We start from the raw sequence: 12,449 nt of genomic DNA, 5'->3' as shown, positions 1-12,449 counted from the left end.
GATTGACCAAATCGCAGGCTCTATTTGCTGTAATAGTCGCGATACCAGTCTACAAAAGCCTGAATGCCGTCCTTGATTTCTGTCTTTGGGCGATAGCCAGTCAATCGGTGCAGCAAATCGGCATTGGCCCAAGTCGCGGGCACGTCTCCCATTTGCATCTCCATGTAGTTTCGGATCGCGGGCTTGCCGAGGCTTTCTTCGATCGCGTCAACGAAATCCAACAGGCGCACTTTGTCAGAGTTACCAATGTTAACAATGCGGTATGGCGCGACAGGGCTTAAGCTGTCGCCTTCGACGACATCTTCAGGAGATTCGGGCCGAACCGGAGCGACATCGATCAAAAGCGAAATGGCTCGCACCAGATCATCAACATATGTGAAGTCCCGATACATGTCGCCATGATTGTAGATGTCGATGGGTCGATCTTCTAGAATCGCATCTGTAAATTTGAAAAAGGCGAAATCCGGACGCCCCCAGGGGCCGTAGACCGTGAAAAAGCGAAACATGGTTGTCGGCAGATCCCAAAGGTGCGCATAGGAATGCCCCATCGCTTCGTTCGCTTTCTTGGTCGCAGCGTACATCGTAAGTTGATGATCTGCCTTCTCGCATTCGTCAAAAGGCATATCAGGATTAGCCCCATAGATTGACGAGGTGGAGGCCATCAGCAAGTGCTGTACATTATGTCGCCGTGCCGCTTCCATCACGTTGAATGTTCCGACAACATTGCTTTCGACATAGGCGCGCGGGTTTTCCAAGCTATACCGGACGCCGGCCTGCGCCGCGAGGTGGATGATCACGTTCGGTTCGAATGCGTCAGCCATTCGGTCGAAGCTCTCGGTGTCTTCCAGCATCCCTTCGTCGCACGAAAAGTTCGGGTTTTCCAACAACAGCGCGTGCCGGCTCTGCTTGAGGCGGACATCGTAGTAATCCGTCATCCCGTCATAGCCGTGAACGCGATTACCATTCTCAAGCAAAAGTTTGGCAAGATGAAATCCGCTAAATCCGGCGGTGCCTGTGATCAGAACCTTTTGCATGAGGTTGCTTCCTTGTGTCTGGGCTTGGCGCTTGCGTCCACCGGCACATATGACGCCTACAGTCCTACGGCTCAAGCCGTCATTTCCCTATTGGCCGGTTTTCACTTTTCTATCCAAATCAACCTGCTCATCCGGGCCAGGGGAGCGAATAGGTTTTGACATTCGTAAAGTACTTCATGGCCTCAATGACCCCTTCTTTGACACCATTTCCTGAGTCTTTGATGCCTCCGAACGGGGACATCTCGATGCGATACCCGGGTTGTTCCCAGATGTTGCAGGTGCCAACATTCAGACCATTGATATAGGCAATGGCACGATTAAGGTCGTTGGTGCAGACGCCCGAACTAAGGCCAAACCCCGTAGAATTCGAGATGCGTATCACCGCTTCGTCATCTTCAGGCACGCGAATGATCGGGATGATGGGGCCAAAGGTTTCCTCCATGACCAGTTCGCAGTCATAGGGCACTTTGTCGACCACGATGGGCGGTAGCAATGCGCCCTGACGGCCAGGGTGGTATAGTATTTCTGCTCCTGCTTTCTCAGCAAGATGAACGCGTTTATTAAATAGTTCAGCGGCTTCGTCGTGGATAACACAACCCAGCTCAGTCTCGGGGTCTTGCGGATCTCCAAATTTGATCTTCTTCGCCTTCTCCAGAACCGATGCCACAAACTTGTCGGCCACGCTGTCCTGCACCAGAATACGTTTGATTGCGGTGCAACGCTGGCCAGAGTTTCCGGTAGCACCTGCCACCGCAATTCCAGCAGCCTTTTCAAGATCGGCGTCACACAGATCGTTCAGAACTATAAGTGGATCATTGCCGCCAAGCTCAAGCGCCTGACGCTTAAATGCGGCCTTCTCCGCTATCATCTTGCCCACTGGCACACCACCGGTGAATGTGATGATGTCAATGTTTTCATTGGTGATCATCTCATCGCCGATATCCTGCGGCCACCCGGTGATCACCTGAAACATCTCAGGGGGCAGACCGGCTTCGTACAGGATGTCCGCCAGTGTCAGGCAAGTCAGCGGAGTCAGCTCGGTTGGTTTACAAACCATGCAATTGTTTGTTGCAATTGACGGAGCAACCTTGTGGCTGACCATGTTCAAAGGGTGGTTAAAGGGGGTGATCGCGCTGATTGCGTTCACCGGTTCGCGCATAGTGAAAATCTTGCGGGCCCTGCCATTATGCGTCAAATCGCGCGAAAATATCTCACCATCATCCCTCAGCGCTTCACCGGCTGCGAATTGAAACACATCCTGCGCGCGTTTTGTCTCATAAATTGCGTGCTGATGGCAGATGCCCAGCTCTAGCACGAGCCATTTAACCAGATAGCCACGGCGCAGGCCGATTAACTCAGATGTCCGTTGTAGGATCTGGTTACGCTCATGGCGTGTCAGGCTGGGTTTGTATCGAGCGGCAACCTCAAAAGCGCGACGCGCATGTTCGGCTTGGCCAGCAGGAACATTGCCGACAACTTCATTGGTATAAGGGTAGTGGACCGGAATTGTCTCATTTGCAAAGACGACCTCGCCACCGATCCTCATCCCCTCGGTTCTGATTTCGTTTGCTGACATGTCCCGAACTTTCCTACACTAAGCGAATGAGCGGGAATATGTCATCCAAATCAGATCATGTCTCGCCCGATTGCTCTGAAAACACATCAAACGCTTTCAGTGCCTTGGCGCTGTAGGCATATGACGGTCCGCCCCCCATGTAGGTCGCCATAGCCAGAGCCTCGCACAGTTCGCCGCGGGTCGCACCCAAACGAACCAAAGAACGGGCGTGGAAACCGATGCAGCTATCGCATCGCGTGGCAATCGCAATGCCAAGGGCCATGAACTCCTTGGTTTTCTCACTCAGTGCACCGTTCGTTTTGGCAGCTTTACCCATAATGCCAAACCCACGCACGGTTTCCGGCACTTCTTTCGAGAACACACCAATATTGGCCTCGGTTTCGGCCATGAAGTCTTTCCAGTCCAACTGTTTTCTCCTTATCCGCGTTCATCCGCGCCCATACGACGCTCTAACCAACGGACGCCAGCACTGATTATCAAAACCAGCACCAGATATTCAAAGATCAGCAAAGTATAGATTTCGAGCGGACGATATTCGGTCACCACCAGCTCGTTCGCGCGGCGTGTCAGTTCCTGCATACCAATGACGCTGGCAAAAGCGCTCATTTTCACGATGTAAATGAACTGATTGGCCAATGGCGGCAGAATGCGTCGGATTGCCTGCGGCAGGATCACATAGCGCATAGTCTGAAAGTAGTTCAGCCCGATTGTCTGCGCAGCTTCGCTTTGGCCTTTGGCAATTGATTGAATCCCAGCGCGGTAAATTTCAGCGGTAAAGGCACTGTCCGAGATTGCCAATGTGATGATCGCCCCCCAGAATGGATCGATCGGTATATTCATCCCCATCGACTGAAATACGATTGGCAAACCATAAAATACCCAAAACAACATCGGAAGCAGAGGGATCGAGCGGACAAATTCCACGTAGATCCGGTTCACCAGTCGCCAACCACGTTTTTCAGACAGACCTGGCAGCGCCACCAGCAGACCAATCACAATCGACATGATCGCCGCGATCAGCGATATCTGGATCGTCGCACCCATCCCAGACACCAGAAACTTGACATTGGTCCAGCCTGATGCGGTGGTGGGGTCAATCACATACCAGCCCCATGTCTGAGACGACGAACACCCAGCTAGAAGTACAAACAGGGGGAGGAACAGGAGCGGTTTCTTCATGACATCCAACTCAATGTTGCAGAATCTGGCTTAAGAATTTCTGACACCGCTCAGACCGCGGATTAGTGAAGAAATGTTCCGGTTTTCCTTGTTCGACGATCTCACCCGCATCCATAAACACCATGTTGTCTGCAACTTTGCGTGCAAAACCCATCTCGTGGGTGACAACCACCATGGTCATTCCTTCCTGCGCCAGTTCAACCATCACGTCGAGGACTTCCGAAATCATTTCGGGATCCAGGGCCGAGGTGGGTTCGTCAAACAACAAAACCCTCGGCTCCATGCAAAGCGAACGAGCGATGGCCACACGTTGCTGTTGTCCACCTGAAAGCTGAATGGGACGTTTGTCGGCCTGGTCTGGGATATGGACCCGTTCAAGGTAATGGCGGGCTTTTTCTTCGGCCTCTTTTTTGCTCAACCCTCTTGCTTTGATCGGACCCAAAGTCAGGTTTTCGAGCACGGTCAAATGCGGAAAAAGATTAAACTGCTGGAACACCATCCCGACTTCTGATCGAATTGTGGCGACGGATTGGGCGTTATCTGACAGCTCTGTCCCGTCTATGCGGATCGTACCTTTTTGGTGTTTTTCAAGCTGGTTGATGCATCTTACAACCGTCGATTTTCCAGAACCGGAAGGCCCACAGATTACAACTTTTTCACCGCTATTTATCGTAAGATTGATATCCTTGAGCACATGAAATGTGCCATACCATTTGTTTACGTCGACTAACTCGATCGCGGCGTCTGGCATTAGCTGGCCTGCCTTTGTTATTCTCAGTCAATTATTTTCTTGAGGTTAGCGTGGTCTTTGCGCTTAGATCAAGAAACAATCCAGCTAAACTAGCCGACTGCCACCAACAGGAGAAATACATGAAACATCTTTTCAAAGTAGCCATTGCCGCTGCGATTGGCCTAGCGATTGGTAGCGCCGCTCAGGCCCAGTCTGCACTGAATGAAATCCTGGATTCTGGTGTGATGAAAGTCGGTACAACTGGAGATTGGAATCCAATGTCGCTGCGCGATCCTGCGACTAACAGCTACAAGGGTTATGATATAGATATCATGAACGCACTGGCTGCAGATCTTGGCGTCGAAGTTGAATATGTTCCGACAGACTGGAAAACCCTGGTCAATGGGGTGGTCGCCGGGAAATATCATATCACCGGCTCGGCTTCGATTTCTCCGCCGCGCTTGAAGGTTGCCGGTTTCTCTGACAGCTACATCTCTGTTGAACTGTTCCCGTACACGACCAAAGACAAGGCCGATAAATTTGACGGGTATGACTCGATCAACAAACCCGGTGTAAAAGTCGCAACAACCCTGGGTACAACCTTTGAAAAACGTGTGCGCGAATGGTTCCCCGATGCGGATATCAAGGTGGTCGAAGCCCCGGCTCGCGGTTTTCAGGAAGTGCTTGCCGGTCGGGCGGATGTGTTCATCACGTCGAATATCGAAGGCTCGACGCTAGAGGCCAAGTTTCCGGTTGTTCGCGTGAAAAATGCCGGCCCCCGGTCGCCGTCCCCGATCGCGATGCTGTTGCCACAAGATGATCAGGTCTGGATCAATTATGTAAACAGCTGGATCGAAGTGAAAAAAGCTCAGGGCTTCTTCGATGAAAACCAGAAGCGGTGGGGTCTCTGATCACGGCTAACACCGCAGCAATGATCAAGACTTGGACAGGAAGTCATGAAGCTTGATCACATGACCTGGTACGAGGTCGACGCTCGTATAAATCAAGGTGCTGCGGTGTTGCTTCCGGTGGGTTCGACCGAACAGCATGGTCCGATGGGTCGCATAGGTACGGACACAATTTGCGCTGAGGCAGTCGCGCTTGCGGCTGCCAGTCGATGCGGGGGGATCGTTGCGCCCCCGCTGGCGTACACCCCCGCGCCGTTCAATACAGGCTTTCCCGGTACGGTTTCGGTTTCGGCCGAAGTATTTCAGATGCTGGCAAATGAAGTCATTGCGGGATTGCTGGCACAAGGGTTCCGTGGCGTGTTCGTAGTGAATGGGCATGGTGCCAATCTGGAACCCCTTCGCACCATCAAATCTACTCTTCTTGACAACCAGTTGATTATCCGCAGCTGGTGGGAGCCCGACACTGTAAACACGCTACGCAGACAGCTATACGGCGAATGGGAAGGGATGCATGCAACTCCATCCGAAATCGCAATAACGCAATCTCTACTCGGTGTATTGCCAGCAAACCTGGCTGCCGAACCACCAAGGAAACTCACTGCAGAATATGTGCGGGATCACGCAGGCGACCGACATGGTCCACCCGATGAACATCGTGCAGAATTCCCTGATGGGCGAGTCGGCTCACACTCTGCCCTCGCCAACCCGAAGGATGGTAAACGCCTGCTGACCATGGCTGCGATCGCAATTGCGAACGAATTCCGTTCATTTGAGCAAGATCGATAGTCAAAAGATGCTGAAGTGAAAGGGTAAGTGTTTTCTAACCTGCCTCAAGCCCATCGGTCGACAGGTCATCAAGCTTTGGCATAAGCCGCAGTAATTCGCTTGCGTATTCGGTTTTCGGATTGGCAAACAACTCGCTGGTCTCTTGGACCTCGACGATTTGGCCCTGCTTCATGACCGCAACCCGGTCGCACATCTGGCGGACGACGGGCAAGTCGTGGCTGATAAACAGCATGGTCAGGCCCAGATGCTCTTGCAAATCCTTCAGGATGTTCAGAATCTGAGCCTGAATCGATACGTCAAGCGCGCTAGTCGGCTCATCGCAGATCAGGAACCGGGGTTGTGTCGCCAAAGCGCGGGCGATCGAAATACGCTGCCGCTGACCACCCGAAAACTCGTGCGGGTATTTTTGACCGGCTCCGGAACCCAGACCCACCTGATCCAACAATTCATCCACCCGGCGCTTGATGTGCGCGCCATCCATCAGGCGATGATGGCGAATTGGCTCGGCAACAATTTCATCCACGCGCATCCGAGGATTGAGGGAAGAGTAGGGGTCCTGAAAAATCATCTGGATGTTCTTTCGGTACTCGTCTTGCACCGAACGATTGCTTAGATCACTTACCCGCTGGCCCTGAAAATCGATCGTGCCTCCGTCAACCGGGTAGAGCCCGGCGATCATCCGCGCGACCGTCGATTTACCCGAGCCCGATTCACCCACGACCCCGAAGACCTCGCCCGCGTGAATATCGAAGCTAACATTATCAACGGCTGTAAAATATGTCCGATCCCAAGGCAGCAGGCCACGTTTCTGCAGGAACTTTTTGGTCAGGTTGCGGATTTCAAAAAGCGGTTTGCTAGTGTCGTTGTCCACCTTTGGCCAATGGCGCGCCATATCGTCGACGGCAAAACGTGTTTCGCGACCGCCATAGCTGATCTGAGGGAAGCGATGCAATTTCAGTGTCGGGCGCGGTACAGCAGCGATCAAGGACTTGGTGTATTTGTGCTGTGGCTGGCCCATCACCTGAGCCGTGGTACCGCTTTCGACCACTTTTCCCGCATACATCACGGTCACCCGATCTGTGGAGTCGGCGATCACGCCCATATCATGGGTGATCAGGATTACACCGACCTGACGCTCCTGCGCCAATTCCTTGATCAGGTCCAGGATCTGCGCCTGAACGGAAACATCCAATGCCGTTGTGGGTTCATCAGCGATAATTACGTCAGGTTCGGTGCACAAGGCCAACGCGATGACCACACGCTGGCGCATCCCGCCGGAAAACTGATGCGGGTATTGATCAAGCCGCGTGTCCGGGTCCGGAATGCCCACGCGGTCAATTAGGTCTCGGGCGCGTTTGTTTGCCTCGGCTTCAGTACCGCCCAGATGGGTCTGGATCGTTTCAACCAGTTGCTCGCGCACTGTGAACAGAGGGTTCAATGAGGTCAGCGGATCCTGAAAGATCATCGAGATCTTTTTGCCGCGCAGCCCTCGCATCGCCTCGGCATCAATGCCACTGATCTGCTCGCCCCCCAGCTTGATCTGGCCACTGGCGATACGTCCCGGACGTTCCAGCAGGCCCATGACCGCGGCGCCGATTGTAGATTTACCGGCACCGGATTCACCCACCAGCCCGTGAATTTCGCCGGGTTCAACGGACAGGCTGGCGTGATCCACCGCTGTGAAAAGCTGGCGGCGGGTCGGAAACTCAACGGTGAGGTCTTGGATAGTCAGAAGGCTCATGAAATCACCGCAGTTTGGGATTCAACGCGTCGCGCAGCCAGTCGCCCAGCAGGTTGACCGACAAGGCAAGGGCCAGCAGTGTGCAGGCTGGGAAGAACAGAATCCACCATTCGCCTGAGAACAAGAAGCCCTGACCAATGCGGATCAGCGTGCCCAGCGAGGGCTGGGTCGGGGGCGCACCAACACCCAAGAAGCTCAGCGTCGCCTCGGCGATAATGGCCAGCGCCAGCGAGATGGTGGCGATGACCAGAACGGGGCTCAGGACATTTGGCAGGATGTGGCGGAACATGATCGGGAACGATCCCCGGCCAATCAGGCGCGCGGCTTGCACATATTCCTTGTTTCTCTCAACCAACGCAGCACCACGCACGACCCGTGCGAACTGCACCCAGTCCGACAGCGCAATCGCAATGATCAGAACATAGATTGCCATCTCATCACGGTATTCCGGCGGGGTTATCCCTTTGGCGATGCCGAAGATCAGCATTGCCACGAGAATGGCAGGAAAAGTCAGCTGCACATCGGCGATCCGCATGATCAGCGTTTCGATCCAGCCACCAAAATAGGCCGCGACCAGTCCCAGGATCACTCCGATAATCAGTGCAAGAAGCACCGCCGATGCCCCGACGAACAGCGAAATACGCAAACCATAAAGGATGGTAGAAAACACATCGCGCCCCTGATCGTCGGTTCCCAACAGAAAGGTTTCTTGCGTGAAGGCATTCGGTGTGCCCGGCGGTGTGAAACCGTTCATCAGGTTCAGCGTTGCGGGGTTGAACGGGTTATAGGGCGCGATCAAGGGCGCGAAAATCGCAGCCAACACCAGAATGACCACAACCAGTGAGGCGATCACAGCAACCGGGGAATGCCGGAAGGACCATGCGAAATCACTGTCCCAAAACTTGGCCATGCGCGTTTTTGGTGCGGCTTTCGGAGTTTCCATCGTATCGCTCATGTGGCCCTCGCGTCGACACGCAGGCGCGGGTCAATGGCATAATATAGAAGATCGACTATCAGGTTGATCGTCACGAACATCACCGAAATCAGCATTAGATATGCCGCCATCACGGGAATATCGACAAACTGGATTGCGTTGATGAACAGCAGGCCCACGCCGGGCCACTGAAACACTGTCTCAGTGATGATGGCGAATGCGATGATCGAACCCAGCTGCAAACCCGTGATGGTAATCACCGGCACCAGTGTATTCTTCAGCGCGTGGCGGAAGTTGATGACGCGATCTGATAGCCCACGGGCGCGTGCGAAACGGACATAGTCGGCGCGCAGCACCTCAAGCATTTCGGATCGCACCAGCCGCATGATCAGCGTCATCTGATACAGGCCCAACGTAATCGCGGGCAAAATCAGCGCCTTGAGGCCCGAGGCCGTCAGAAACCCGGTTGACCAATGCCCAATCATAACGGTCTCGCCCCTCCCGAAGCTGGGCAGCAGGTCAAGCTCGACCGAGAAAATATAGATTAGCAAGATACCTATGAGGAATGTTGGTAACGATACCCCGATCAGGGAAACCGTCATGATCACATTCGCAGCAATCCCTTGTCGTCGGATCGCGGTAAAGACACCTAGCGCGATGCCCATTGTAATTGCCAGAAACCCGGACACAAATGCCAGTTCCAGCGTAGCCGGAGCACGCTCAAGCAGGATAGTCGAGACAGGTCGGCCCTGCCGGTAGGATACTCCGAAATTACCCTGAACAGCACCTTGCAGGAACTTGGCGTATTGCACCACAAAAGGCTGATCCAGCCCAAGTTCGGTGCGCAGGCGGTCGATGTCAGCCTGCGTACGCTCCTGTCCCAGCATGTTGTCAATCGGGTCGCCAACAAAGCGGAACATCGAGAATGCTACCAGCCCCACGACCAGAAGTACGATGATGGACTGGAACATCCTTCGGACGATAAATGCGAACATTGATTTTCCCCATTGGTGGGTCTGTCTATGCTTTAACCGACCGGGTGGTCAAGCTATCTCGGCCATGCGGAGTGGTCCAGTCGATTTTCGGGCCCAACGGCACGATGCCCAGCGGGTTGCGCAGCTCGGAAGGTGAAAAATAGCCCTTTTTGTAGATATCAAATTTCACCGTCTCGGCGACACCTGGCAGCGCATAGAGCTCTCGCGCATAGCCCCAGAGATTGGGATAGTCGATCAGACGGCGCAGATTGCATTTGAAGGCGTAATGGTACGCAACATCAAAACGAGCCAGTGTCGGGAATAGGCGCAGATCGGCCTCGGTCAGGGTGTCGCCGCAGAGATAGCGGTTTGTGACCAAATGCGCGTCGATCTCATCCATCGTGGCGAAGACATCTCGGAATCCCGCCTCATAAGCCTCCTGCGTGCGTGCAAAACCTGCGCGGTAGACCCCGTTGTTGAGGCGTGCATAGATTTTTTCATTCCACGCTTCGATTTGATCAAGCTTTTCTGGGGGTGCCAGATTTGGGCCATGGCTCGGCAGGGTGCCCAGCATCCGCACCAGATCAGCGGATTCGTTTGAGACTGCCTTGTCGTGAACCCGATCCCAAAGCAGCGGTACCGTGATCCGCCCGGTATAAGCGGGGGTCACGCGGGCATAGGCGTGATGCAAAGCGCTCGCGCCATAAACCGCGTCGGCGCCTTCCGCATAAACCCAACCATCTGCTGTGCGACGCGGTTCGGCATAGGCAACCGTGACGAGATCCTGCAGACCTTTGAGGGCAAGGACCAACAAAACGCGATGCGCCCAAGGGCAATTCCACGCCGCGTAAAGGTGAAACCGCTCTGGTTCCAGTGCCGTATCGGGTAAAGCGTTACGGATGGTCGAGGCTTGACGGCGAAACGCGCCGTCAAGCGTGCTATCGGGCGCCGGGTCTTCTGCATGATAGACACCGGCAATCATCAGGCCCATTGCTCAGTTCACCGTCACCCAGCGCAGAAGGAAGAAGTTGTCCGGGCGCTGTGTCAGCTCGACATTGCTGCGCGTGCCCCAGACCAGCGGTTGAACATACATCGGTACGTAGACCTGCTCGTCCTGATAAATCTGCGTCACCTCATCCAGCATGGCTTGCCGCTTGGTCTGATCCAGCTCGGATTGGATCATCGGTAACAGCTCATCGACCCGCGCATTCGAGAATCCGCCGAAGTTCCAGCTGCCCAGTTTTTTCTCTTCGTTTGGAGTGGCGACGAGGAAGCGGACCGGATGTTCAGCGTCAAACGTACCTGGGCTCCAGCCCAGAAGATACATGTCATAATTGTCCTCACGCAGCTCCGGCCAGTAGTTCCGCACAGGCATTGCATCCAACTCGGCCGTTATGCCGATTTGCGCAAGCATGCCGACAACTGCCTGACAGACGGCCTCATCATTCAGATAGCGGTCGTTCGGACATTTCAGGCCAAACGAGAATCCATCTGCATAGCCTGCTTCCGCAAGCAGGGCCTTCGCAGCTTCTACATCAAACGCTGGACGTTTCGCATTGGCGTCGGAAAATCCACTCATCGCCGGGCTGACGAGTTGTGAGGCGGGTTCAGCATTGCCTCGCATGATCGTGGCCAGAATGGCATCCACATTGACGGCTTGTGCAACTGCCTGACGCACACGTGCATCACGGAACGGATTTGGCTTGCCTGCATCGTCGGTGTATTTCAGGGCTTCGGCTTCGTGGTCGAAGCCCAGCATGATCACACGTGCTTCGATGCCCTGAATGACATCAACCTCTGCGTTCTGCTGCAGCCGAGCGACGTCCTGAATTGGTACAGGGTTGATCATGTCCACGTCACCCGAAAGCAAAGCTGCAACGGCAGTCGCCGGGTTCTGGATCGGATTAAATTCAGCACGGGTAATGTTGTGTTCGACATCTCCCCACCAGCCCTCAAATGGTTCCAGCACAGTTTTGAGGCCTGGCTCACGCTCGGTGACTTTAAATGCCCCTGTGCCATTGGCATTGATGGTTGCGTAGTTGCCGGTCTCTTTATCAGGCACCACAGCGTAGTTGGCTTCGGTCCAGCCCTGATCCATGATCATCCAGTTGGCTATCGAAGACGGGAACAGAGGGTTCGGTGCAGTCGTCATGATATCGACGGTGTAGTCATCGACCACAACGACATCGCTGACGGGGGCGAACCAACTGCGGGTATCTGCCGCTTCGCCTGATGCGCGTTGATAGCTGAACAGGACATCCTGTGCGTCAAAGCTGCTGCCATCGTGGAATGTTACGCCTTCACGCAGCTTAAACCGCCAACCTTCACCATCTCCAATCGGCTCCCAGCTGACGGCCAGTGCGGGCTCGACGCTCATGTCCTTGCCGCGGCGGACCAGACCTTCGTAGACGTTGTTCAGGAACCCAAGTACAGGGGCTGAGTTAACCGCATGGGGGTCCATCGTCTGCGGATCGGTGGTCGAGGCCCATTTGAAATCGGCGGCCTGTGCGGTGCTGCCAAGCAACATGGCCAGGCCGATGGCACTTTTTCTGAAGATCATAGCGAAAACTCCCTGTTATCGCTGAAA

The 12,449-nt window shown here is 54.3% G+C and carries 12 protein-coding genes; 2 read left to right on the top strand and 10 right to left on the bottom strand.

Translation table 11 applies throughout. The features are described 5' to 3' along the window. Positions 1-20: 20 nt before the first annotated feature. The 5 genes from AC2FI7_RS10695 to AC2FI7_RS10675 all read right to left on the bottom strand — a co-directional run bounded on the left by AC2FI7_RS10695 (position 21) and on the right by AC2FI7_RS10675 (position 4,540). A complete protein-coding gene (locus tag AC2FI7_RS10695; protein ID WP_496816134.1) occupies positions 21-1,034 on the bottom strand; it encodes an NAD-dependent epimerase/dehydratase family protein in 1,014 nt (337 codons plus the stop codon). Positions 1,035-1,161: 127 nt separating this feature from the next. Beyond that, positions 1,162-2,610, bottom strand: coding sequence for a phosphonoacetaldehyde dehydrogenase (phnY, locus tag AC2FI7_RS10690; protein ID WP_496816133.1), 1,449 nt, complete (start codon positions 2,608-2,610; stop codon positions 1,162-1,164). Between the two features lie 55 nt (positions 2,611-2,665). Next, positions 2,666-3,016 (bottom strand): carboxymuconolactone decarboxylase family protein, encoded by a 351-nt coding sequence (locus tag AC2FI7_RS10685; RefSeq protein ID WP_010441441.1) that lies wholly within the window; start codon positions 3,014-3,016, stop codon positions 2,666-2,668. Between the two features lie 11 nt (positions 3,017-3,027). Continuing rightward, a complete protein-coding gene (locus AC2FI7_RS10680; protein WP_029621928.1) occupies positions 3,028-3,789 on the bottom strand; it encodes an amino acid ABC transporter permease in 762 nt (253 codons plus the stop codon). A gap of 10 nt (positions 3,790-3,799) precedes the next feature. After that, positions 3,800-4,540, bottom strand: coding sequence for an amino acid ABC transporter ATP-binding protein (locus AC2FI7_RS10675; protein ID WP_010441434.1), 741 nt, complete (start codon positions 4,538-4,540; stop codon positions 3,800-3,802). A gap of 119 nt (positions 4,541-4,659) precedes the next feature. Between AC2FI7_RS10675 and AC2FI7_RS10670 the strand changes: the two genes are divergently transcribed. Both AC2FI7_RS10670 and AC2FI7_RS10665 read left to right on the top strand, forming a co-directional pair. Further along, positions 4,660-5,430 carry a transporter substrate-binding domain-containing protein gene (locus tag AC2FI7_RS10670; RefSeq protein ID WP_010441433.1) on the top strand — a complete coding sequence of 257 codons (771 nt, stop codon included), beginning with the start codon at positions 4,660-4,662 and terminating at the stop codon, positions 5,428-5,430. Positions 5,431-5,475: 45 nt separating this feature from the next. Then, positions 5,476-6,213, top strand: coding sequence for a creatininase family protein (locus tag AC2FI7_RS10665; RefSeq protein WP_010441432.1), 738 nt, complete (start codon positions 5,476-5,478; stop codon positions 6,211-6,213). Between the two features lie 34 nt (positions 6,214-6,247). Here AC2FI7_RS10665 and AC2FI7_RS10660 read toward each other — a convergent pair whose 3' ends face one another. The 5 genes from AC2FI7_RS10660 to AC2FI7_RS10640 are packed head-to-tail and all read right to left on the bottom strand — an operon-like array spanning position 6,248 to position 12,422. Continuing rightward, the gene (locus AC2FI7_RS10660; RefSeq protein WP_010441431.1) at positions 6,248-7,954 is read right to left on the bottom strand and encodes an ABC transporter ATP-binding protein; all 1,707 of its coding nucleotides are present in this window, start codon (positions 7,952-7,954) and stop codon (positions 6,248-6,250) included. Between the two features lie 4 nt (positions 7,955-7,958). Next, complete coding sequence (locus AC2FI7_RS10655) at positions 7,959-8,909, bottom strand: ABC transporter permease (RefSeq protein WP_496833375.1); 951 nt, start codon at positions 8,907-8,909, stop codon at positions 7,959-7,961. Continuing rightward, positions 8,906-9,883: an ABC transporter permease gene (locus tag AC2FI7_RS10650; RefSeq protein WP_010441429.1), complete on the bottom strand. Its 978-nt coding sequence runs from the start codon at positions 9,881-9,883 to the stop codon at positions 8,906-8,908. The genes AC2FI7_RS10655 and AC2FI7_RS10650 overlap by 4 nt, the downstream gene beginning before the upstream one ends. Before the next feature lie 25 nt (positions 9,884-9,908). Beyond that, the gene (locus tag AC2FI7_RS10645) at positions 9,909-10,853 is read right to left on the bottom strand and encodes a glutathione S-transferase family protein (protein ID WP_010441427.1); all 945 of its coding nucleotides are present in this window, start codon (positions 10,851-10,853) and stop codon (positions 9,909-9,911) included. A 3-nt stretch (positions 10,854-10,856) separates the two neighbouring features. After that, the gene (locus tag AC2FI7_RS10640) at positions 10,857-12,422 is read right to left on the bottom strand and encodes an ABC transporter substrate-binding protein (RefSeq protein ID WP_010441425.1); all 1,566 of its coding nucleotides are present in this window, start codon (positions 12,420-12,422) and stop codon (positions 10,857-10,859) included. Positions 12,423-12,449 lie beyond the last annotated feature (27 nt).

It is taken from the genome of Ruegeria sp. YTSA064 (assembly GCF_059610325.1).
The sequence above is the reverse complement of the archived record's forward strand: the minus strand, read 5'-3'. Positions and strand labels throughout refer to the sequence as shown.